16 protein-coding genes and 1 pseudogene are annotated in these 22,507 nt (G+C 71.8%); 13 read left to right on the top strand and 4 right to left on the bottom strand.

Annotated features, from left to right (window positions below):
- Nucleotides 1-31: 31 nt before the first annotated feature.
- The 3 genes from B0I32_RS35295 (at nt 32) to B0I32_RS35285 (ending at nt 4,015) form a co-directional block, all read left to right on the top strand.
- Nucleotides 32-2,620 carry a bifunctional acetate--CoA ligase family protein/GNAT family N-acetyltransferase gene (locus tag B0I32_RS35295; protein WP_106247177.1) on the top strand — a complete coding sequence of 863 codons (2,589 nt, stop codon included), beginning with the start codon at nt 32-34 and terminating at the stop codon, nt 2,618-2,620.
- Nucleotides 2,621-2,726: 106 nt separating this feature from the next.
- The gene (locus B0I32_RS35290; protein WP_181308125.1) at nt 2,727-3,407 is read left to right on the top strand and encodes a CBS domain-containing protein; all 681 of its coding nucleotides are present in this window, start codon (nt 2,727-2,729) and stop codon (nt 3,405-3,407) included.
- A 2-nt stretch (nt 3,408-3,409) separates the two neighbouring features.
- Nucleotides 3,410-4,015: a CBS domain-containing protein gene (locus B0I32_RS35285; RefSeq protein ID WP_106247175.1), complete on the top strand. Its 606-nt coding sequence runs from the start codon at nt 3,410-3,412 to the stop codon at nt 4,013-4,015.
- 142 nt (nt 4,016-4,157) lie between these two features.
- Here the strand turns inward: B0I32_RS35285 and B0I32_RS35280 are convergent, their stop codons facing one another.
- The gene (locus B0I32_RS35280; RefSeq protein WP_245956216.1) at nt 4,158-5,075 is read right to left on the bottom strand and encodes an AraC family transcriptional regulator; all 918 of its coding nucleotides are present in this window, start codon (nt 5,073-5,075) and stop codon (nt 4,158-4,160) included.
- 143 nt (nt 5,076-5,218) lie between these two features.
- Here B0I32_RS35280 and B0I32_RS35275 point away from each other — a divergent pair, with 143 nt between their 5' ends.
- Together B0I32_RS35275 and B0I32_RS35270 are read left to right on the top strand one after the other, a co-directional pair.
- Nucleotides 5,219-6,193, top strand: a complete 975-nt coding sequence (locus B0I32_RS35275; protein ID WP_106247172.1) for an SDR family NAD(P)-dependent oxidoreductase — start codon at nt 5,219-5,221, stop codon at nt 6,191-6,193.
- A gap of 59 nt (nt 6,194-6,252) precedes the next feature.
- Nucleotides 6,253-7,509: a M24 family metallopeptidase gene (locus tag B0I32_RS35270; protein ID WP_181308123.1), complete on the top strand. Its 1,257-nt coding sequence runs from the start codon at nt 6,253-6,255 to the stop codon at nt 7,507-7,509.
- 106 nt (nt 7,510-7,615) lie between these two features.
- On the opposite strand, the gene B0I32_RS61090 is transcribed toward B0I32_RS35270, so the two are convergent.
- On the bottom strand, nt 7,616-7,777 hold the full coding sequence (locus B0I32_RS61090; RefSeq protein WP_281262637.1) for a universal stress protein: 162 nt from the start codon (nt 7,775-7,777) through the stop codon (nt 7,616-7,618).
- A gap of 85 nt (nt 7,778-7,862) precedes the next feature.
- A pseudogene (locus B0I32_RS61770) lies at nt 7,863-8,015 on the bottom strand (universal stress protein); the annotation flags it as partial.
- A 245-nt stretch (nt 8,016-8,260) separates the two neighbouring features.
- Between B0I32_RS61770 and B0I32_RS35260 the strand changes: the two are divergent.
- The 7 genes from B0I32_RS35260 to B0I32_RS35230 all read left to right on the top strand — a co-directional run bounded on the left by B0I32_RS35260 (nt 8,261) and on the right by B0I32_RS35230 (nt 17,593).
- Complete coding sequence (locus B0I32_RS35260; RefSeq protein WP_106247168.1) at nt 8,261-9,010, top strand: HAD family hydrolase; 750 nt, start codon at nt 8,261-8,263, stop codon at nt 9,008-9,010.
- A complete protein-coding gene (locus B0I32_RS35255) occupies nt 9,007-11,256 on the top strand; it encodes a glycoside hydrolase family 65 protein (protein ID WP_106247166.1) in 2,250 nt (749 codons plus the stop codon). Before B0I32_RS35260 ends, B0I32_RS35255 begins: the two co-directional genes overlap by 4 nt.
- On the top strand, nt 11,253-11,912 hold the full coding sequence (locus B0I32_RS35250) for a helix-turn-helix domain-containing protein (protein ID WP_106247165.1): 660 nt from the start codon (nt 11,253-11,255) through the stop codon (nt 11,910-11,912). Before B0I32_RS35255 ends, B0I32_RS35250 begins: the two co-directional genes overlap by 4 nt.
- Nucleotides 11,913-12,006: 94 nt before the next feature.
- On the top strand, nt 12,007-12,633 hold the full coding sequence (locus tag B0I32_RS35245) for an SRPBCC family protein (RefSeq protein ID WP_106247163.1): 627 nt from the start codon (nt 12,007-12,009) through the stop codon (nt 12,631-12,633).
- A 23-nt stretch (nt 12,634-12,656) separates the two neighbouring features.
- The gene (locus B0I32_RS60265) at nt 12,657-13,358 is read left to right on the top strand and encodes an ArsR/SmtB family transcription factor (RefSeq protein ID WP_342751813.1); all 702 of its coding nucleotides are present in this window, start codon (nt 12,657-12,659) and stop codon (nt 13,356-13,358) included.
- 34 nt (nt 13,359-13,392) lie between these two features.
- Entirely contained in the window at nt 13,393-16,653 is a 3,261-nt protein-coding gene (locus B0I32_RS35235; RefSeq protein ID WP_219912163.1) for an ATP-binding protein, read from the top strand.
- Nucleotides 16,654-16,891: 238 nt separating this feature from the next.
- The gene (locus B0I32_RS35230) at nt 16,892-17,593 is read left to right on the top strand and encodes a hypothetical protein (protein WP_106247160.1); all 702 of its coding nucleotides are present in this window, start codon (nt 16,892-16,894) and stop codon (nt 17,591-17,593) included.
- A 74-nt stretch (nt 17,594-17,667) separates the two neighbouring features.
- Here B0I32_RS35230 and B0I32_RS61085 read toward each other — a convergent pair whose 3' ends face one another.
- Nucleotides 17,668-18,672: a zinc-binding dehydrogenase gene (locus B0I32_RS61085; RefSeq protein ID WP_106247283.1), complete on the bottom strand. Its 1,005-nt coding sequence runs from the start codon at nt 18,670-18,672 to the stop codon at nt 17,668-17,670.
- A gap of 346 nt (nt 18,673-19,018) precedes the next feature.
- On the opposite strand from B0I32_RS61085, the gene B0I32_RS35220 reads away from it, so the two are divergent.
- A complete protein-coding gene (locus B0I32_RS35220; RefSeq protein WP_106247158.1) occupies nt 19,019-22,282 on the top strand; it encodes an ATP-binding protein in 3,264 nt (1,087 codons plus the stop codon).
- Nucleotides 22,283-22,507: the final 225 nt, after the last annotated feature.

Genomic DNA, 22,507 nt, shown 5'->3' with positions numbered 1-22,507 from the left:
CCCGCCGGCGACCACGAACGGGAGATGCGCCATGCCTGAGGGATACGACGTACTGCTGCGCGACGGCGGCATCGCGCACGTCCGCCCGCTGCGTCCCGCCGATCGCGACGCCCTGCACGAGCTGGTCGACCGCTCGTCGGAACGCTCGGCGTACCTGCGTTTCTTCACCGGCGGCCGGAGCACCGCGCACGCCTACATGGACCGCGTCGCCGGCGGCGACTACCGCGGCCACGCCCTGGTGGCCGTCATGCGCGGGCGGCTGGTCGCGGTCGCCGAGTACATCCCGATCGACGGCGGCGGCGCCGACCTGGCCATCCTCATCGACGACGCCGTCCACGGCCACGGGCTCGGCACCCTGATGCTGGAGCACGTCGCCCTGGACGCGGCCGGGCACGGTGTGCGCGAGCTGGTGGCCGACGTACTGACCGAGAACCGGCCGATGCTGCGGGTGCTGCGCGATCTCGGCCTGGACGTCACCGAGCGCAACGAGGGCGGAACGCTGCACGTCACCATCGCCGCCGAGCCCACGGCCAGGCTGCGGGCGGGTATCGAGGCCCGCGACCACGAGGCCGGCCGCGCCTCCCTCGCCCGCGTGCTCACCCCGCGCTCGGTGGCGGTCATCGGCGCCTCCCGCGACGAACGCGCCGTCGGGCACAAGGTGCTGCGCAACCTCCTCGACGGAGGTTTCCCCGGGCCGATCCACCCGGTCAACCCCAACGCCGCCGAGGTGGCCGGCCTGCCCTGCCACGCCAAGGTCCCCGACGGGGTGGACCTGGCCGTCGTGGCGGTGCCCGCCCGTCACGTGCTGGACGTGGCCCGCGACTGCGCCGCCGCAGGCGTGGCCGGGCTCGTGGTCCTGACGTCGGGGTTCGCCGAGACCGGGCAGCGCGACGGGGAGTCGGAGCTGCTCGAGATCTGCCGTACGGCCGGGATGCGGCTCATCGGCCCGAACTGCCTGGGCGTGGTCAACACCGGGGCCCGGCTGAACGCCAGCTTCCTGCCGCACCACCCCGTCCAGGGCCGGGTGGCGCTGATGTCGCAGTCGGGGGCCGTGGCCGCCGCGCTGCTGGACCGGCTGGAGGTCTCCTCGTTCGTCTCGGTCGGCAACAAGGCCGACGTCAGCGGCAACGACCTGCTCGAATACTGGGAGGACGACCCAGGGACCGACGTCATCGCCCTGTACCTGGAGTCGTTCGGCAATCCGCGCAAGTTCGCCCGCATCGCCCGCCGTGTGGGAGCACGCAAACCGGTCCTGCTGGTCAAGAGCGGCCGCAGCGACGCCGGCGGCCGGGCCGTCCGCTCGCACACCGCCGCCGCGGCCACCCCCGACGTGGCCGTGGACGCGCTCACCCGCGCCGCCGGAGTCATCCGGCTCGACAGCGTGCACGAGCTCATCGACGCCGCCAAACTCCTGGCCGCCCAGCCGCTGCCCGAGGGCCCCCGGGTCGCCGTCGTCGGCAACTCGGGCGGGCCCCAGGCGATGGCCGCCGACGCCTGCGAGAGCCACGGCCTGACCGTTCCCGAGCTGCCGGCCGGCCTGCTCGACGCCCGCGCCGCCGCCGCTCTGGGCAACCCGGTCGATCTCACCGCGGACGCCACCGCCGCCGAGATCGGCGCCGCCGTACGGGCGCTGGCCGGCTCGTCCGAGGTGGACGCGGTGCTCGTCGTGTACACGCCGCCGTTCGGCTCCGGGCTGGAGGAGACCCGCCGGGCCATCGCGGAGGCGGCGAAGGGAGCGGCCAAGCCCGTGCTGGCCTGCGTCGCCGGCCATGACGGGCTGATCGACGGGCGCGTGCCCAGTTACGCCTTCCCCGAGCAGGCCGTCCAGGCTCTCGCGCACGCCGTACGGTACGCCGGGTGGCGGCGCTCGGCCGAACCCGCGGCCGTCACTGTAGCGGCGGACGCCGAGGCGGCGCGGCAGATCGTACAGGCCGCACTCAAGGAGCACCCGGACGGCGGCTGGCTCCCCCCGGAAGCCACCGTCTCGCTGCTGCGCTGCTACGGCGTGAACGTGACCGAGTCCGTCGAGGCGCACGACGCCGAGGCCGCCGCCGAGGCGGCGTCCCGCGTCGGGCTGCCGGCCGTGCTCAAGGCCGTCGGTCCCGTGCACAAGAGCGACGTCGGCGGCGTCCGGCTCGGCCTCCAGACCACCGACGAGGTACGCCAGGCTTATCACGACATGTCCGCCCGCATCGGCCAGGAGATGACCGGCGCCCTCGTCCAGCGCCTGGCGCCCGGCGGCGTCGAGATCATCGTCGGCGGCGTCAACTACCCGGCCTTCGGGCCAGTGGTCATGGTCGGCATGGGCGGCGTCCTGGCCGACCTGCTGGCCGACCGCGCCTTCCGGGTCCCCCCGATCACCGACCCGGCCGCGATGCTCGCCGAACTACGCTGCGCGCCCCTGCTGCACGGCTACCGCGGCTCACCCGCCGTGGCCGCCGAAGCCCTCCAGGACCAGCTCGTCCGCATCGGGCAGTTGCTCGACGACCTGCCACAGGTGGCCGAACTCGACCTCAACCCCGTCATCGTCTCCCCGGACGGCGCCCTCACCGTGGACGCCCGCATCAGAGTCCTCCCCTGCCAGCCCCCACCCTCACCACTGCTGCGCCGCCTGCGCTGACCCACGACCACCCCGCTTCAGGACTTCCGGCCCTGTCATCCGGGCTTCGCCCGGGTTGTGATGGAAGTAAGCCCTCCGAATGCGCACAGAAAAGAGCCGAACAGCCATGCGCATGACCGTCGCCGACGTGATGACCAGGAAGGTCGTCTCCGTCACCGCCGCCACCCCGTTCAAGGAGATCGCCGAGGCGCTCATCACCGGCGGCATCAGCGCCGTGCCGGTGCTAAATCACGAGCAGCACGTGATCGGCATGGTGTCCGAGGCCGACCTGCTGCGCAAGGAGGAGTTCCGCGAGCAGTTCTACCGGGAGGGCTACCGCCCGCCGCTGCGCGCCCGGCTCCGCCGCCCCAAAGGCCGGCAGAAGGCCGAAGGCGACACCGCCGCCGACCTCATGACCAGCCCGGCCGTCTGCGTCTCCTACGAGGCTTCGGCGGTCGAGGCGGCCCGCCTGATGGACACCAACGACGTCAAACGGCTGGCCGTCATCGACGGCGACGGCTGCCTGCTCGGCATCGTCAGCCGCCGCGATCTGGTCAAGCCTTTCCTGCGTCCCGATGAGGAGATCGCCGCCGAGATCCGCGACGACGTCCTCGACCGCACCCTGTGGGTCGACACCTCCAGCGTCACCACGCAGGTGCGTCAGGGAGTCGTGACGCTGTCCGGACGGATGGAGCGCCGCACCGAGGCCGCCATCGCCGTACGTCTGGCCGGCCGGGTCAACGGCGTGGTCGGCGTGATCGACGAACTGACCTGGAACACCGACGACAGCACCCGGGAAGCCCGATAACCATGCTCGTCCGCGAGGTCATGACCAGCCCGGCCATCACCGTCCGCCACACCGACCCGGTGCGGCGGGCGGTGCGTGTCCTTTCCGGCCACCGCATCACCGCGGCTCCCGTCGTGGACGACTCCGGCCGCCTCGCCGGCGTCGTCAGCGAACTGGACCTGCTGCGCGGCGAGTTCGAGCCCGACCCCCGCGCCACCGTACGCCCCGTACCGGCGGCTCAGGCGCCGCCTCCCCGTCAGGTCATGGAGGTGATGACCCGCGACGTCGCCACGGTCACCGAGACCACCGATGTCACCGCCGCCATCGACCTCATGGTGGGCAAGCGGATCAAGAGCCTGCCCGTCCTGCGCGGCCACGAGATCGTCGGCATGATCAGCCGCCGCGACCTGCTGGCCATGCTCGCCCGCCCCGACGAGGACCTGCGCCAAGCGGTCGTGGACGTGCTGCGCGAGCAGTACCCCACCGGCCCCGGCTGGGACGTCGCCGTCCACGACGGCGTTGCCGAGCTGAGCGGCCCGGCCCACGAGCACGCCGACCGCATCGCCGGCCTGCTCACCCGCACCGTGCCCGGCATCGTCCGGGTCAGGCACATCAGAAGAACACCATGACGACCACCGTCGCGATCGTCACGACGACCAGACGTCGCCGCCGTCCACCGGAACGCCTTCTTCCACACCGTGGCCGAACTGCTCACCGGCAGGGGCGTCAGCGGGGACTGTCCAGATGATGCCGGCGCCCTGAGCGGGCCACTCACGCCGGCGCGGGCTGGCGGCGTCCGTACGGGTCGTTGCGCACCCGGTGCCGGTAGTGCAGCGGGGATTCGCCGATCTCGCGCTTGAAGGCGTTGCTGAAGGCCGCCTCGGAGGCGTACCCCAGGTCGGCGGCGAGGGCGGCGATGCGCGTGTCGTTCTGCCTCAGGGCGCGCTGCGCCAGGAGCATGCGGTAGCGGCTGAGGTAGGTGAGCGGTGGCATGCCCGCCGCGGCGCGGAAGTGGCGGGCGAAGGTTGATCGGGACATCGCGGCGGAGCGCGCCAGCTCCTCCAGGCCCCACGGCGCGGCGGGCTCGTTGTGCATGAGGGCCACGGCCGGGCGCAGCCGCTCGTCGGTCAGCACCCGCAGCCAGCCCGGTGGGGCTTCCACCTGGTCGAGGTAGGCGCGCAGGACCGCGAGGAAGAGGAGCTGACCGTACTGCCGGATGGCGAAGGCGGAGCCGGTGCGGCGGCCCGCGACCTCGGCGAAGATCTGGTCGAGGATGGTGCGCAGCGGGGCCGACGCTGTGGCCCTGACGACTCCCACCGGCGGCAGCGTCTGCAGCAACAGCTCCTGACCTGCCGAGTTGATGCCCACGGCGATGCCGAGCACGACATCGTCGGTGGCGGGATCCGCCTCGTCGAGTCCGGTGAAATTCTCCTCGGGGCTGATCCGGTGGCGTGGACCGTCTCCCTGCGGGCCGCCCTCGTATTGGAGCCAGGTGCGGTTGTTGAGGATGGCGACATCACCGGCGGAGAGCTCGACCGGCTCGTCGAGGCCGTCGGTCAGCATCCGGCCGTGGCCGGACACCATGGCGATGAGTTTCATCGCGTCGTAGCACGGCGAGCGCGCCACCCACCGGCCACGGGCCGCGAATCCGCCGGACACCGCGCTGTAGACCTCCACGAGGTCAAGCACTTCGGACAACTGATCTGCCACATTTGGCACTCTCGCACAAGAAACCAGCACTCACAAGTATTCAAAGTGCCATCCGTGCTTGGCAGGCTGAATGCCACCGGGACGGTCGTCGTCGCGGCGACGACCGAAGGAAGGGCAAGACGATGGCACCTCAGACCGCGGGCCTGGCCCGTACGATCATCATCACCGGTGGCACCAGCGGCATCGGATTCGCCGCGGCCACCGCGATCCTCCGGGACGAGCACGGGCCCTGGCACCTGGTGCTGCCCGTCCGTGACGCCGCCCGTGGGCGGGAGACGGTGGAGTCGCTGGCCTCCGCCGTAGCGGGCGGCAACACGGTCGAGGCGATGACGATGGACCTGTCCTCACTGGAGTCCGTCCGGACCTTCGCCGCGGAGCTGACCAGCCGCGTGACCTCGGAAACGATTCCGCCGGTGCACGCGCTGGTGTGCAACGCGGGCGTGCAGATGGGCACGAACCTCACCCACACCGCCGATGGCTTCGAGTCCACCTTCGCCGTCAACCACCTGAGCCACTTCGTCCTGGTCAACGCGCTGCTGCCCGTGCTGAGCGCCCCGGCGCGCGTGCTGGTGACCTCCAGCGACACCCACGACCCGGCGCTCAAGCTGGGCCCCGCCCCGGCATGGAGCAGCGCGGACGCCCTGGCGCGGGGCGAGCTCGCGGCATCGGCGAAGCCGGACAACGCGCTCGTCGCCGGGCAGCGGCGTTACAGCACCTCCAAGCTCGCGAACCTCTACTTCACCTACGCCCTGGCCCGTCGTCTGCCCGAGGGTGTCACGGCCAACGCCTTCAACCCCGGCATGGTGCTCGGAACCGCCCTGGGCCGCTCACTGCCCGCCCCGGTGCGGTTCATCTCCACGTACGTCCTTCCACGCCTGACCTGGCTGCTGCGCCGGGTGATGTCCCCCAACATCAACTCGGCCGCCGAGTCGGGGGGCGCGCTGGCCTGGCTGGCGACGGCGCCGGACCTCGCCGGCACCACGGGCGCGTACTTCGACGGCCGCACTCAGGTCCGCTCGTCGGAGGAGTCCTACGACACCGTGCGGGCCGAGCAGTTGTGGTCCGGCAGCCAGAGGCTGACCGGCACGCGTGTCTGACCGAGATGTCCCTTCGATCCCCCGTGACGCTTCATGATCACCACCAAGGAGACGCGACTATGAACGACATCGCTGCGCCCGCCCTTTCCACGGCCGAGCGCGACCGCCGCTGGGATCTCACCCGGGCGGTCATGGCCCGTGAGGGCCTGGACGCCCTGCTCGTTTTCGGCGAGCATGAGGACGCGGGGCCCGCCCAGGTCGCCTACGACACGTGGTTCACCAACGAGCGCCCAGGAACGACCGTCGTCTTCCCTCGCGACGGCGAGCCGATCGTGCACCTGCCGGGAGGGATGTTCATCCTGGACCACCTGGAGTCCAGCCGGCGTGGTGACGAATCCTGGATCCCGCCGCGGAACCTGCGCGCCTCACGCACCTCCGCCGAGATCACGGACACGCTCACAGAGCTGGGCCTGAGCAGGGGGAACATCGGCGTCGTAGGACTCGGGGCTCATCTGCCGTGGCACCCTGAAGGCGTCCTGCCCCACACGCTGTGGAGCCGGGTCCTGGAGAAGCTCCCTGACGCCGGATTCCGGGAGATGGACGTCGCCGTCGCCCTGATGACGATGCGGCTCAGCGACGAGGAGATCCCCCTCGTGCGGCGCTCCGCGGAGATCGGCGACGCCATGGTGCAAGCCATGGTCGACACCGCGGGCCCAGGGGTGTCCGAGGCGGAGGTCTACGCCGCGGGCATGGCCGAAGGCTTTCGGCGTGGGACGCTCCCCCCGGCCATGCACCTGTGGTCAGGCCCCGACCCCGTCGCCTCGGGGATACCCCCATGGTGCTACCGCGCTCAGACACCGCGCGCGCTGGCCGACGGGGACGTCATCTATGCCGAGGTGTTCTCCCAGTTCGGCGGGCGTCACACGCAACACCAGGTCACGATCGCGATCGGCGACGTGCACGAGGACTTCTGGCGCGCCGGCGACGTCGCGCGGCAGTCCTACCACGCCGGCCTGGCGGCGCTCCGGCCAGGGCGGACCTTCGGCGACGTCGTGGAGGCGATGCACGCACCGCTCGACGCGCACGACGGGCAGATCTACCTCATCGCCGCCCACTCGATCAACGCTCTGCTCGCGGCCGGCAAGAACCGCGCGGACATCAGCCTGCTCCCAGGCGCCGAGGCGTACCCGCCTGTACACGCTCACCCCACCTTCATGGCCGGCCTGGTGCTGGAGCCCGGGATGTGTTTCGTCCTGGAGCCGCAGTACGCCTTCGGCCGTCACCTTGCCCACGTCGGCGGCACCGTGATCGTGACGGAGGACGAGCCCATCGCGCTCAGCCCGCTGACCAGGGAGGTGCTCCGCGCCCGTCGGTGACGAACCGCGGCTTCGGCGGCCGGACGGGTGAAGACGCGCAGCACGTCGTGCCGGTGCGGGGTGCCGGCGATCCGTCCGGTCTCCACGTCGATCACGGGCACCGGTCCTACGCGCGGACCACCGCGACCGGGCAGGCGGCGTGGTGCAGCGTGCCGCGGCTGACCGAGCCGAGCAGTGCCGAGCCCAGCGGGCCGCGCCCGTGCGAGCCCACCACCACCAGGTCCGCCCGCCGGGACGCCTCGGTCAGGGGCCTGCACCGGGTGGGCATGGGGGACGTCCTCGACGACCGTCACCTGCGGGTAGTCCTGGGCGAAGATCGCCAGCCGGTCGCGAACGACCTGGTGCTGCGCCACACGGACCTCATCCATGTCGTACGTGACCCCGGGAGCGTAGGCGTGCACCACCCGCAGCGGCGCACGGAGCCGCACTGCGTCGTCAGCCGCCCATTCGACGGCGGCCCGCGCGGGCACGGAACCGTCCACGCCCACGACGATGTGTCCAGCCATCACAGGCCTCCTCATCGGATCTCTCCCCTCCAGCGTCGTCCGGCGGAGAGAGCGGCACCCGGGGAGGCGGTCCCGAACGAGGCGCCGTTGGTCCTCAACCGGCCCGCCGGCGGTCTTCAGCCGCTCCGCCGGTGGTCTTCAGCCGGTCCGCCAGGTGGGCGCGGAGCCGCGCAGGGCCGGAGGTCGGCGGCGCGAAGGTCCAAAGGCCCTGTCTGCGACCGTCCGGGCTGGGTAGCGTCACCGTCATGGCCGCTCTCGACCTGACCAGGCTGCGAGCCGTGATCTTCGACACCGATGGCGTCGTCACCGACACGGCCCGGGTGCACGCCGCCGCGTGGAAGCACGTGTTCGACCGTTTCCTGCGCGGCCGTTCCGCCCCGTTCGACGTCCGTGCCGACTACCTCCGCCATGTGGACGGGCGGCCGCGGCTCGACGGGATCCGCACCTTCCTGGCCTCGCGTGGCATCACGCTGCCCGAGGGCGGTCGCGGCGACGAGCCGGGCGCGCCCACCGTGCACGGGCTGAGCCTCGCCAAGGACGCGCTGTTCGTCCGGCAGGTCACCGAGGACGGCGTCGCCGCCTTCCCCTCGACCGTCGCCCTGGTGCACGAGCTGCGGCGGCGCGGGTGCCGGACCGCGGTGGTGTCGGCCAGCCGCCACTGCCGCCTGGTCGTCGGCTCCGCGGGCCTGATCCACCTGTTCGACGTGGTGGTCGACGGCGAGGACTCGGCCCGGCTCGGCCTGCCCGGCAAGCCCGACCCGGCGCTGTTCCTCGAGGCCGCGCGGCGGCTGGAGGTGCCCCCGTCCGAGGCGGTGGTCGTGGAGGACGCGCTGCCCGGCGTCGAGGCCGGGCGCAGGGGCGGGTTCGGGCTGGTCGTCGGAGTCGACCGGACCGGATCGCAGGCGGCGGAGCTGCGGCGCGCGGGAGCCGACGTCGTGGTGCCGGACTTGGCCGACCTGGACGTGGCCGGACGTGTTCCGGTGAGTTCACGGTGAACGCCTGGACGCTCGTCTACGAGGGGTACGACCCCGCCTTGGAGGGTCTGCGCGAGGCGCTGTGCACGCTCGGGAACGGCCGCTGGGCCACCCGCGGCGCCACGCCCGACGGCCTGGCCCGTACGCCCGGCACCTATCGGGCGGGCTGCTACGACCGGCTGGCCTCGCAGGTGGCGGGCCGGACGGTGGTGAACGAGGACCTGGTCAACCTGCCCGACTGGCTGCCGCTGACCTTCGCCACGCCGGGTTCTGACTGGTTCCGCCCGGACACGGCCGACCTGCCGGACTACCGTCAGGAGCTCGACCTGCGGCGCGGTCTGCTGCTGCGTTCGCTGCGCTGGCGTGACGACGCCGGCCGCGTCACGCTCGTCCGGCAACGCCGCCTGGTGTCCATGGCCGATCCGGCGCTGGCCGCGCTGGAGACCACGTTCACCGCGGAGAACTGGTCCGGCCCGCTCCGCGTCCGGGCCGGCCTGGACGGACGGGTGACCAACCGCGGCGTCGCCCGCTACCGCGACCTGCGCGGCGACCACCTGACCCGCCACACCACCGGCGCCGGCGACGAGCTGACCTGGCTGACGGCGCAGACTCGCTCGTCCCAGATCACGGTGGCGCTGGCGGCGCGCGTGGCCGCCCCGGTCCCCGGCTCGGTGTCGGCCGAGCCCGACCGGATCCACACGGACCTGGTGCTGGAGCTGGCCGCGGGCGAGCCGGTGACGGTGTCGAAGATCGTCGCGCTGGTGACGTCCCGCGATCCGGCCATCCACGACCCGCTCACGGCCGCCCGGCGGCGCGTCCAGATGGCTCCCGGCTTCGGTGAGCTGCTGGCCGCGCACGAGACGGCGTGGGAGCCGCTGTGGGAGCGGGCCCGGCTCGACGTGGACGGGCCCGAACTGTCGCAGATCGTCCACCTGCACGTCTTCCACCTGCTGCAGACGCTCAGCCCGCACACCGCCGACCTGGACGCCGGCGTTCCCGCCCGCGGCCTGCACGGCGAGGCGTACCGGGGCCACGTGTTCTGGGACGAGCTGTTCGTGCTGCCCTGGCTGAACCTGCGCTTCCCCGACATCTCACTCGGCACGCTGCGTTACCGCTGGCGGCGGCTGCCGGAGGCGAGGGCGGCGGCGCGGGAGGCCGGGTTCGACGGGGCGATGTTCCCCTGGCAGAGCGGCAGCGACGGCCGCGAGGAGACCCAGACGTTCCACCTCAACCCGGAGTCGGGCCGCTGGCTGCCGGACGTCTCCCACCTGCAGCGCCACGCCGGGCTGGCCATCGCCTACAACGTGTGGCAGTACCACCTGGTCACCGGCTCCATGCCGCCGTGGTGCGCCGAACTGCTCACCGGCATCGCCCGCTTCTTCGCCTCACTGACCGTGCTCGACCCGCTCTCCGGCCGGTACGAGATCCGCGGCGTCATGGGACCGGACGAGTACCACACCGCCTACCCCGGCGCCGCGGCCCCCGGACTGGACAACAACGCCTACACCAACGTCATGACCGTGTGGCTGCTCTCCCGCGCCCTCGAACTCGGCGTGGCCGGCCCGCAGGAGGCGGAGCGCTGGACGGACATCACCCGGCGCATGCGGGTCGACTTCCACGACGGCGTCATCAGCCAGTTCACCGGCTACGCCGACCTCGAAGAGCTCGACTGGGGACGCTACAAGGGCGTGCGCCGCCTGGACCGGGCGCTGGAGGCGGACGGCGACGACGTCAACCGGTACAAGGCCTCCAAGCAGGCCGACACGCTGATGCTGTTCTATCTGCTGACCGCCGGCGAGCTGACGGACATCCTCCAGCGACTCGGCTACTCCGCCGACGCCGGGCTGATCCCCCGGACGATCTCCTACTACCTGGACCGCACCAGCCACGGCTCCACGCTCAGCGCCGTCGTCCACGCCTGGGTCCTGGCCCGCTCCGATCGGGCCCGTTCCTGGCAGTTCTTCGGCGAGGCGCTGCTCAGCGACGTGCACGACGTGCAGGGCGGCACCACCGCAGAGGGCATCCACCTCGGCGCCATGGCCGGCACGCTCGACATGTTGCAGCGCTGCTACCTGGGCCTGGAGCCACGGCCCGACGGCCTGCACCTCGAACCGCTGCTGCCCGAGCGGCTCGGGTCGCTGTCCCTGACGATCCACCTCCGGGGCCGCCGGCTCGCCATCGAGGCCGACCACGTACGTACCCGCGTCGACGGCATCACCCTGCCGCGCGGCGCCGACACCACCATTCCCTGGAGGACACCATCATGACCAGCGGCAACGGCGACTTCGCACGTCGCATCCAGCACCTCCGCGACCGGCTCGGCCTCACGCTCGACCAGGTCGCCGAACGCGCCGACATGTCGTCGGGATACATCCAGCATCTGGAGACGCACCTGGGCACTCCGGACCGGGGCACGGTGACCAGGCTCGCCAAGGCGCTGGAGACCACCGTCGAGGATCTGCTGGGCGGAGGACACGACCGTCCGCCTGGCCAGGGCGCGGCGATGGACGAACCCGTCCTGGAGGTCCTGGAAACCGAAGAGTGCCTGCGCCTGGTCGCGCCGGGCGGGATCGGGCGGGTCGCGTTCAGCGGCTCGCACGGGCCGACGGTGCTGCCCGTCAACTACAAGTTCCACGACGGCGCCGTCGTCTTCCGCACCGCCCGCGGCGGCCCGATGGACCAGGACCTGCGCACCGGCCTGGAAGGGGTGGACGTCAAGATCGCCTTCCAGGTGGACCGGATCGACGAGGTCCGGCGGGCCGGCTGGAGCGTCCTCATCCAAGGGGCCGCCCACCACATGCCGGACGACGAGGTGGCCAAGGTGGCGGAGGCCGGCGTCACGCCGTGGGCGGGCGGCGAGCGCCACCTGTACATCCGCATCGTCCCGCAGCAGGTGACCGGCCGCCGCATCCACGGCCTGTGATCGCCGGCTTCAAATAAGGACAGAGGACCATCGGCCCGCCGGTCGCCGCCTTTCGCCCCTGCCGCCTGGCGACGGGACCTGGTGCCATCGAAGTATGAACGCCTTCCGCCGCCTGCTCGTACCGCTGCTCCTCCTCAAGGCCGCCGCACTGGCGGCGTACCTGCTGCTCATCCGTCCACGACTGCTGCGCTGGGGCGCGACCCGCGGCGAGACCACCCGGCCGCTCCCCGGCGACGACATCGTTCCGCGACCGCATGTCGCCGCCACCCGCGCCATCACCATCGACGCCCCGCCAGAGGCGGTGTGGCCCTGGCTCGCGCAGATGGGCGGCCATCCGCGCGCCGGCTGGTACGCCTACGACCACATCACCAACGACGACCACCCCAGCGCCGACCAGATCCTGCCCGGTCTGCAACGACTCCACGTCGGAGACCTGTTGCCGACACCACCCGTGGAGGGCGGTTACACGGTGGAGCGCATCGTCCCCGGGCGCGAACTCGTCCTGGCGATCCGGGCCTTCCACGTGACGGTGAGCTGGACGATCGTGCTGCTCGGCGATGAGGAGCACACGCGCCTGCTCTTCCGCCAGCGCCTGCACTGCCGGCCCGGCCTGCCCGGGCTGGTCTACCTGCTGCTGTCGGAGTCGGCGGACTTCCTGATCACCCGCAGGCAACTGACGACCATCAAGACCCTGGCCGAGAAGGCCGCCCACAAGCCCTGACACAGCTTCCACTCTGACGATGCATCGACTATCGACGATTAACGATTAATGAGGAGAAGCAGCTTCTGCCGCGTGCGGAAGCCGAGGAGCACGCGAGCTGGTTCAAGGCCCTGGCCGACGCCACCAGGATCCAGATCGTGTCGCTGTCGGCCCGGCGGCGCGCGCCGATGAGCGTGGGCGAGATCGTGGTCGCGTCCGGGGTAGGTCAGTCCACCGTGTCGCACCACCTGAAGATCCTGGCCGCGGTGCGGTTCGTGCTGGTCGAGCGGCAGGGCACCGCCAGCCTGTACCGGATCAACGAGCGGTGCGTGAGCCGCTTCCCGACGGCCGCCGACGTGGTGTTGGGCAAGCCGGTCCCGGCCGCGCCCACCTGTGAGCGAAGGAGCGTCCCATGGCACAGGACGAGGTCGTGGCGCGGACTCGACGATCGTCCAGGCGGTCAAGCCCGCCGCCGGGCCGGGCCTGGAGATCCGGCCGATGCGCGCATCCGACGCCGACCAGGTGCCGGCCGTCTACCGGGCGGCCCTGGACACCGGGCAGGCCGGCTTCGGGGCCGCCGCGCCCTGCTTAGCGCGTTCATCGCCGCGGGTGAGGACGCCGGCGTCTGGACGATCCAGTCCGGCGCCTTCCCCGAGAACGCCGGCACGAGCATGGATTGGGCAGCGGCGACGAGGTCATACACTCTCTCACTCAGGGCGGGTATTGCGGCCTGGGCCGCACAGTGACGATCCGTTTCAGCTGCCCAGGAGGTCGGTCGGCGTGACTGTGCCAGTTCGATCAGCGGGTCCTGAGGTCGCATCGGCGGCCGGTGACGGCCTGCGGCTGCAGATTCTCGGCCCGTTGCGGCTGTGGCGGGGCGATCAGGAGCTCGATGCGGGTCCGCGGCAGCAGGCCTACCTGCTCGCGCTGCTGCTGGCCAGGGATGGGCAGCTGATCAGCACGGCCGAGCTGGTCGATCTGATCTGGGACGACGACGCTCCTGCCAGCGCGGTCAATGTCATCCACAAGTACGTCGGAGCGCTGCGGCGGCTGCTGGAACCCTCGCTGCCGGTCCGCGGCATCGGCTCCTACCTGCAACGCCGCGGTAACGGCTACCTGTTCAGGGCCGGGCCCGGCATGCTGGATCTGGCCGTCTTCCGCGAGTCCGTCCAAGCCGCCGGCCAGGCCGTCGCGCGGCAGCGGCGTGAGGCGGCGCTGGACTGCTACGTCGAAGCGCTGGGATTGTGGCAGGGCTCCACGGGTGAGGGGCTGACCTACGGACCGGCCGCCATGCCGATCTTCGCGAGCCTGGACAGCGAGTTCCTGTCCGCGTGCGTGGCCGCTGCCGAACTCGCCGTCTCGCTCGGCCGGCCTGAGCGCGTGCTACCGCCGTTGCGGCTGGCCGCCACGATGTCGCCGTTGCACGAGCCCGTACAGGCGAGCCTGATCGTCACCCTGGACGCCGCCGGGCAGCAGGCACAGGCTTTGTCGGTGTACCAGACGGTCCGTAACCGCCTGGCCGGGGAACTCGGCGTCGATCCCGGCCCCGCGCTACGGGCCGCTCACCAGCGTGTACTGAACGACGCCCCGGCCCCGCCGGTGCGGATGGCCGACGGACAGCCCGCCGGGCAGCCACCCGCGCCCTGGCAACGAACGCTCCCATCCGCCGAGCCGTCCGGCGCGGGGCTGGTCGGCCGCGCCGCGGAGCTCAGCGTGCTACGGCACGCGGCCGCGACCACACTGGCCGGCGGCAGGGGGCTCGTCATCGTCGAGGGCGAGCCCGGGGTGGGCAAGACCCGTCTGCTGGAGGAGATCGCGGCCGAGGCGGAAGGGGGTGGTGCGCTCGTCGTGTGGGGCCGCTGCCTCGAAGGCGAGGGTACGCCGTCGATGTGGCCGTGGGTGCAGGCGGCCGGCACGGTGCTGGGGGCGCTGCCCACCGCAGTACGGCAGAACCGGCTGACCGCCGAACTCGGCCGTCTGCTCAACCTGGATGACGAGGACGTCACCGCACGGGCCCTACCGGACGGCCGTGCCCAGTTCCGACTGTTCGAACAGGTCGTGGCCGTCGTCGGCGAGGTCTCCGCACTGCGGCCGACACTGATCGTCATCGACGATCTCCAATGGGCCGACGTCACCTCGCTGCAGTTGTTCGGCCACCTGGCAGCGCGGTTGCCGGCCCGCACGATGGTCGTCGGAGCGCTGCGTGACCGTGCGCCCGTGCCGGGTACGGAGTTGTCGCGGATGCTCGCCGCGGTCAGCCGGGTCTCGGGCCAGCGCCGCGTCCATCTGGGCCCGCTCGGCCCTGCCGAGGTGGCCGAACTCGTCCGCGGGGAGACAGGCCGGAGGCCCAGCCCGGACGCCGTCCGCGACATCCATACCCGCACCGGGGGCAACCCGTTCTTCGTCCGCGAACTGTCGTTGCTCCTCAGCACCGGCGGCGTCCTCGGTGAGGACGAGGCGCCGGCTAGGGCCGGCGTGCCGTCCACTGTGCTCGACGTCGTGCGCGACCGGATGACCGACCTCGACGACGGCGCCCGGGGGCTGTTGCAGATCGCCGCGATCATCGGCCGCGACATCGACCTCCGCCTGCTTGCCGAGGTCGCCGATCTCGATGTCCAGATCTCGCTTGACCGTCTGGGGCCCGTGGAAGCGCTCGGCCTGCTCGAACCCGCGCCTGGAAACTCGTTCTTCCTGCGCTTCTCGCACGACCTGGTCCGCGAAGCGGTCGCCAGGACGACCCCGCAGTCGCGCACGTCCCGGCTGCACCTACGCGTCGCCGACGCACTCGAGCGCACCGGCTCGCCCGGCGACCATGCCGCCGAACGGGTCGCTCACCATCTGTGGTCCGCCGGCCCGCTCGCCGATCCGCGCCGGACCGTGACGGCGCTGGTACGCGCGGGCCGCCGCGCCGCGATCAAGTCGGCGTTCGAGGCCGCCGAGCGGCAGCTGCGGACCGCCGTGCAGGTCGCGCGGGAGGCGAGCCTGGCCGAGCGAGAGTTGTCCGCTCTGTCGCAGTTGATCGCGATCAGGGGGATGCTCACGATGTACGGCACCTCGACGGTCGACCTGCTGGAGCGAGCTGAGCAACTGGCCAGGAGCCTTGACCGGGAACTCGACGCCACCGTCTTCCTCTACTCCCGCTGGGCGGCGCACGCCCAAGGCTTGGAGCGCGATCACAGCAGGCCACTGGCGCGACGGATGCTGGAACAGGGCGAGGCGTCCGCCGATCCGCTCGTACGCGCTTACGGCCTGCAGACGTGGGGACTGCAGCAGTTCACCGAGGGAGACAACGAGGAGGCGTTCCGCTGCCTGAGCGAGGCGGGCCGCATCCTGATGACCCGCGGCGGCCCGCGTGAGGAGGACCCCGTCTGGTACGACCTGAAACTGCTGATGATCGGAAAGCTCGCGGAGACGACCGCACTGCACGGGGACGTCGAAGGGGCGCGATCGTTGCTCACGATGCTGGAGGCCGCCGGCGACGACCCGTTCACCGTCACGGTGTGGGCCACCCACACGTCGAGGACGGAGGCGTTCATCGGCGACCCGGTCCGGGCCCTGCGCGCGGCGGAACGCGGGATCGCCGCGGATCCTCACTTCTCCTTCGTGTTCCTCGGCACCTACCAGCGGCTGGTCCGGTACTGGGCGCTGGCCAAGACCGGCCGGGATCCGGCCGGCGCGGCGGCGGAGGCCGAACGGCTCATCGCCACCAACCTGCTCGATCCACTGCGCGCGAGTGTCACGATCTTCATCGGACTCCTCTGTGAGATGTGGCTGACCGCAGGGGCGCTCGACCAGGCCGCCGCGGCCCTCGACCGGGCCGAGAACTGCCTCGGCCGCTATAACGAGGGCTTCGCGGAGGGCCTGCTCTTGCTGCTGCGGGCCCGGCTGCTGCAGGCGAACGGGAAACCCGTCGCCGAGGTCAGGGCGATCGCCGACAAGTGCCGCAGGCTATCCGCCGAACGCGGCAACCACCTGTACGCGCGGCGCGCGGAAGAGTTTCTGGCCACCTTGGACCGTCTGCCGGGCGGCGGTGCCGGATGAGTCTCGCGGTTTGAGACTCGGAAATCGAACTTCCAGCATGGTCGGCGCATCTTGAGAGCCGGGGATGATCATACGTCCCCCGCTCTCTGGTCCACGTCCCGCGACGAGGCCGGAGAGCCATCGCCGACACGAGAATGCCCGGCCGCCCGCCAAGAACTGACCGCCGTCCGTGACCAGGGCCTCCCGCGCCGCACCCCACCGGGAGGCCTTTCCCCTTGGCCGACCCTCGAGGAGAAGCATGACGAGGCCCACGGCGGCCCGGTGGCTGTCCAGCCGCATCGCCATCGCGGTCAACTCCCGCCAGTTCGACGCACGCGTCAAGGCCTGCGTCGCGACCGCCGTCCGGGTGGACACGGAGGAGATCACCGTCCGGGAAGGCGGCGTCTGGGCCAGCCTGTATCGGCACCAGGTCCACCATCCCGGCGGGGACCACCTGACGTTCTGGGAGGTCGTCGACCGCTACACCGTTCCGCCTGAGAGGGAGACACTCCTGACCCCAGGCGGCGTCGGCCAGACGGTACGCGTCTACACCTCTGGCACCACCGCGGCCGCCGTCTGGACGCGAATCCTGGCCGGGGCCGAGGGAGACTCCGACATCCTGGCCGGCATCCTGCGGGAGTCACTGGCCGCGCGCGTGCGAAGGCTGGCGCCCTACCGCGACGACGCCGGTGTTCCCGATCGCATCCAGGACGGCGACGATCCACGTGATACCGGCCGGCAGGACGCTCTGGCCGAACTGGACGCGGCGCTGGAGGCCGAGCAGGCCACCGGCGAGGTCCCCAAAAGGCGGCTGCGCATGTACGCGGTGGCGATGTGGCGAGCCGGCAGACACAATGTCAAGGCCATCGCCGACCGCACCGGCCTTGATCGTTCTAACACGGTTTATCCCGCTCTGCGAGAGGCGGGTATCGACCCTGCGACCGACCGCGTCCGCAACTGATCAGTGCTGAGGCCGGACGACGTGCTCGGCCCCAGCACGAGCGGCTTCGAGCCCGCCGGCCCGGCTGTCGGTGATCAGGGGCGCAGGATGAGACGGACCGGGTCGCCCTCCTTACGGGCCAGCCGGCCCAAGGCCACCGGAGCCTCCGCCAGCGGCAGAACGTCGCTGATGGACCCGGCCAGATCGAGCCGGCCGCGCACGCTGAGACCGATGAGCTGATGCAGGTGGTCCGGGTGGGAACCGTAGTGGCCGCGTACGGATTGGCCGAAGTAGGCCAGTGCGATGTCGTTGGGCACGGTCAGCGGCCCGTTGGCCAGGCCGACCACGATCAGCCGGCCGCCCTTGCCGAGAAGCAGCATGGCCTGCTCGCGAGCGGCGGCGACGCCGGCGAAGTCGAAGGCGGCATCCAGCCCCTGGCCGCCTGTCATGGTGCTGACGATCTCGCGCAGCCGGGGGTCGGCGGGGTCGAGGACGGCGTCGGCGCCGGCGCTGATCCCGCGCGCCCTGGCCGCCGGGAGGGGGTCGATGGCGATCACCGGAGCCGCGCCGATGAGGCGCAGCAGCTGCACCGCGTGGGCGCCGAGCCCGCCGATGCCCCAGACCGCCACCGCCTCGCCGGGCCGGACGGCCGCGGTGGCGCTGATGGCCGCCCAGGGGGTGGAGACCGCGTCAGGAATGATGCAGGCCTGCTCGAACGGCAGGCCGGCGGGCATGGGCGCCAGTGAGCGGGGGGTGGCCAGGGTGTACTCCGCGTAGCCGCCGTCGAAATCCACGCCTCGGGTGCCGGATCCGTCGGCCTCACCGGCCTGCAGCACCACCCGATCCCCCACCGCCCAGCCGGTCACGCCCGCACCGAGGGCGTCGATGACGCCGGACACCTCGTGGCCGAGCGTCACCACGTCGCCCTTCAGCAGCCTGGGCGTGAGGGTTCCATCGGTGAGGTGCACGTCGGACAGGCATACGCCGGCCGCACGCACCTCGACGCGGACCTGACCGCTGCCGGGCTCAGGCACCGGCACCTCCTCCATGCGTATCTCGCGGGAGGGGATGTGCAGCCGGGCTGCGAGCATCTCGGCCATGATCACCACCTTGGCTTCCAGTCGAACCAGTCGAATCAGTCGAATCAGTCGGCACAGAGAACGGACGATCCAGGCATCCGGCGCGGCCGCCCGTCTTCTCGGCATCAGGATGCTTCGATCAGGCCGGAAGTTCGATTCTGCGAAGAGCCAGGTCCTGCGGATCCATCGCGGCCGTCCAGCTTGGGCTGCGTTACCGGACCCTCGCGCATCGGCCTGCCGGTAATGGGGTGCGGCAGATTTCCTCAAAGGATTTCGGGCCGTAAACTCGTCCGCGCAGGGTTGGGTACGTGCGACCGTCTCCCGCACAGTCGATCCGCTGTCACATCAATCCAGGGGGTTGACCGGCATGGCTGTGCGAGACCACCCGACGCAGCCCGGCGGTTCGGCTCGGTCCGCATCCGGCAACCTGCTGCGGCTGCAGATTCTCGGCCCGTTGCGGCTCTGGCGTGACGGCGTGGAACTGGACGCGGGCCCCCGCCAGCAGGCTTACCTGCTCGCGTTGCTGCTGGCCCGGGAGGGGCGGCTGGTCAGCATGGGCGAGCTGGTCGATCTGATCTGGGACGACGACGCTCCGGCCAGCGCCGTCAACGTCATCCACAAGTACGTGGGCGCGTTGCGGCGGCTGCTGGAGCCCACCCTGCCGATCCGCGGGACCGGCTCCTATCTGCGGCGCCGGAACAACGGCTATCTCTTCGTGGCCGGAACCGGCATGCTCGACCTGACCGTTTTCCGCGAGCGCGCCCACGCCGGCGAGGCTGCCCTCACGGAGCAGCGGCGAGAGGCGGCATTCGACTGCTATGTGGAGGCCCTGGGGCTGTGGCAGGGCTCCGCGGGCGAGGGACTGGCCTACGGGCCCGCCGCCATGCCGATCTTCGCCGGGCTCGACAGCGAGTTCCTGTCCACCTGTACGGCGGCGGCGGAGCTGGCGGTGTCGCTGGGCCGGCCCGAACGCGTGCTGGCGCCGTTGCAGCTGGCCGCCTCGATGTCGCCGTTGCACGAGCCCGTGCACGCGAGCCTCATCTCCACCCTGGGCGCCGCCGGGCAGCAGGCGCAGGCGTTGTCGCTGTACCAGACGGTCCGTAACCGCCTGGCCGAGGAGCTCGGCATCGATCCCGGCCCGGCACTGCGGACCGCCCACCAGCACGTACTGAACGAGACCGTGGCGCCTGAGTCCGTCCGCATGACCGACGGGCAGCCTGCCGGACGACCGCCGGCGTCCTGGCAGCCGGCTGCGGCCCCCGGGACGCAGCCCGCCACGGGTCTGGTCGGCCGGACCGAGGAACTCGCGGTGCTGCGGCGCGCGACCGAATCGGCGCTCGCCGGTGGCAGCGGGCTCGTCGTCGTGGACGGCGAGCCGGGGGTGGGCAAGACCCGCCTGCTGGAGGAGATCGCGGCCGAGGCGGAGGCGCGTGGCGCGCTCGTCGTGTGGGGTCGCTGCCTGGAAGGCGACGGGACGCCGTCGATGTGGCCGTGGGTGCAGGCGGTCGGCACGGTCCTGAACGCGCTGCCCGCCGCCGCGCGGGACAAGTGGCTCGCCACCGAACTCAGCCGCCTCGTCGACCCGCACGGCGACGGCTCCGCCGCACCGGCGATGCCGGACAGCGGCGCCCAGTTCCGCCAGTTCGAACGAGTCGTGGCCGCCGTCGGGGCGGCCTCGGCGCTGCGGCCGGCCCTGCTCCTGTTCGACGACCTCCAGTGGGCCGACGTCGCGTCGTTGCGGCTTTTCAGCCATCTGGCGACCCGGCTACCAGACCGCATCGCCCTCATCGGCGCGCTCCGCGATCACGCGCCCGCGCCCGGCACCCAGTTGTCGCGCCTGCTCGCCGCCGCGAGCCGGGCCCCCGGCCATCGCCGCATCCACCTCGGCCCGCTCAGCCCCGCCGAGGTGGCCGAGGTCGTCCGCGGCGAGACCAGTCAGTTCCCCGCCCCCGATGTCACACGCAGCATCCACGCCCGAACCGCGGGCAACCCGTTCTTCGTCCGGGAACTGTCGCGGCTGCTCGCTGACGGAGGCGTGCTCACGCAGGACGCCGTGGCCAGGGCGGGCGTGCCGTCGACGGTGCGTGACGTCGTCCGCGACCGGATGGCCGGCCTCGACGAGGGCACTCAGCGCCTGCTCCAGGTCGCCGCGCTCATCGGCCGCGATGTCAGCCTCGCCCTGCTCGCTCGCGCGACCGGCCTCGACCTCCCGACCTGTCTCGACCGGCTCGAACCCTTGGAAGCGCTGGGCCTGCTCGGCCCGGCCGCCGACAACCCGTACGCGTTCCGCTTCACGCATGACCTGGTCCGCGAGTCGGTCGCCGAGACCACGCCGCTGTGGCGGACGCCCAGCTTGCATCTGAGCGTCGCCGACGCCCTGGAGCACTTCGACGCGGAGGGTGAGTCCGTCGCCGAGCGGCTCGCCTTCCACCTCTGGGCCGCCGGCCCGCTGGCGGACTCCGCGCGGACCGCGCACGCCATGGTGCGCGCCGGTCGCCGTGCGGCGTCCAAGTCCGCGTTCCAGGCCGCCGAGCGGCACCTGCGTCAAGCCGTGGAGGTCGCGCGGACGGCGGGTCTGGCGGAGGTGGAACTGGCCGCGCTGTCGCAGCTCACCGCGGTTCTCGGAATGAGTTCGATGTACGGCAACCTCGTCCCCGAACTGCTGGAACGGGCCGAGCAACTGGCCCGTGACCTCGGCCAGGAGGTCGAGGCCACCGACTTCCTGTTCTCCCGCTGGGTGGTGCACCAGCAGGGCATCGAGCTCGATCGCAGCGGCCCACTGGCGCGGCGGCTGCTCGACCAGGGCAGAGCCTCCAGCAATCCGATCGTGTACGCGTACGGTCTGGAGGCCTGGGGGCTGCACCAGTGGGACCTGGGCAATGCCGGCGAGTCCTTCCGCCTGCTGACCGAAGCCAATCGCGTCATGCTCCGCGACCTGGCCCGGCGTGAGGACAACCAGGTCCGCCACGACCTGCAGTTGCTCATGGCCGGCATGCTCGCGGAGATCTCCGCGCTGCACGGTGAGATCGACGCGGCACGGGCGCTGTTCGACACCCTGGAGGCCGACGCGGGTGAGGAGCCCTACGCGGTCACGATCTGGTCCGCCATCGCCGTGCGGACCGCGGTGATCGTCGGCGACCCGGAGTGGGCGTTGCGCGCGGCTGATCGGGGGATCGCCGTGGATCCCGGCTTCTCCTTCGTCTTTCTCGGCACCTACCAGCGGCTGGCCCGGTGCTGGGCACTGGCCGTGACCGGCCGGGACCCGGCTGGAGCGGCCGCGGAGGCCGAGCGGCTCATCGGCGCGCTCCTGCTCGACCCGCCACGTTCGTGCGTCGCCACCTGGCACGGGTTGCTGGGCGAGATGTGGCTGGCAGCCGGAGCGCTCGCGGAGGCGGCCGCGGCCCTTGACCTGGCCGACCACTGCCTCGACACCTACGGCCAGCGCTATCCGGAAGGTCTGCTCCTGCTCCTGCGCGCGAGAGTGCAGCAGGCGCTCGGCAAGCCCGTCGCGCTCGTCCGGGCCACCGCCGAAAGAGCCCGCGCGCTGTCCGCCGAGCGTGAGGCCCACCTGTTCGCCCGCCGCGCCGAGCTGTTCCTGGCGGAGCTCGGGGACGAGCCGCCTGCCCGTTGACCGCTTCGGGCCACCGCCAGGAGCGGCCTTGCCCGTGACGCGGACATGTGAGCTGAAGTCACTTCAGGGTGGCGGGTGCTCGGAACCATGGCTCGCCGGCGCCCGCAAGCAGGGAACTCCCGCGGACACGGAAAGACATTCCGTTGTGGGAGTGACCTCAGGACAGGCGTCCGAGAAATAGGGAAATAAAATTTCCTGACATCGGTAAGGGGTTTTTCCGGAGCG

The organism is Nonomuraea fuscirosea, assembly GCF_003001935.1.
Lineage (GTDB): Bacteria > Actinomycetota > Actinomycetes > Streptosporangiales > Streptosporangiaceae > Nonomuraea > Nonomuraea fuscirosea.
This window is presented reverse-complemented; position numbering and strand designations above follow the sequence as displayed.

Bases quoted from the DNA above. Each gene is read 5' to 3' on its own strand.
- B0I32_RS35295 (WP_106247177.1), top strand. From the start codon at position 32: ATGCCTGAGGGATACGACGTACTGCTGCGCGACGGCGGCATCGCGCAC.
- B0I32_RS35290 (WP_181308125.1), top strand. From the start codon at position 2,727: ATGCGCATGACCGTCGCCGACGTGATGACCAGGAAGGTCGTCTCCGTC.
- B0I32_RS35285 (WP_106247175.1), top strand. From the start codon at position 3,410: ATGCTCGTCCGCGAGGTCATGACCAGCCCGGCCATCACCGTCCGCCAC.
- B0I32_RS35275 (WP_106247172.1), top strand. From the start codon at position 5,219: ATGGCACCTCAGACCGCGGGCCTGGCCCGTACGATCATCATCACCGGT.
- B0I32_RS35270 (WP_181308123.1), top strand. From the start codon at position 6,253: ATGAACGACATCGCTGCGCCCGCCCTTTCCACGGCCGAGCGCGACCGC.
- B0I32_RS61090 (WP_281262637.1), bottom strand. From the start codon at position 7,777: ATGCCCACCCGGTGCAGGCCCCTGACCGAGGCGTCCCGGCGGGCGGAC.
- B0I32_RS35260 (WP_106247168.1), top strand. From the start codon at position 8,261: ATGGCCGCTCTCGACCTGACCAGGCTGCGAGCCGTGATCTTCGACACC.
- B0I32_RS35250 (WP_106247165.1), top strand. From the start codon at position 11,253: ATGACCAGCGGCAACGGCGACTTCGCACGTCGCATCCAGCACCTCCGC.
- B0I32_RS35245 (WP_106247163.1), top strand. From the start codon at position 12,007: ATGAACGCCTTCCGCCGCCTGCTCGTACCGCTGCTCCTCCTCAAGGCC.
- B0I32_RS35230 (WP_106247160.1), top strand. From the start codon at position 16,892: ATGACGAGGCCCACGGCGGCCCGGTGGCTGTCCAGCCGCATCGCCATC.
- B0I32_RS61085 (WP_106247283.1), bottom strand. From the start codon at position 18,672: ATGGCCGAGATGCTCGCAGCCCGGCTGCACATCCCCTCCCGCGAGATA.
- B0I32_RS35220 (WP_106247158.1), top strand. From the start codon at position 19,019: ATGGCTGTGCGAGACCACCCGACGCAGCCCGGCGGTTCGGCTCGGTCC.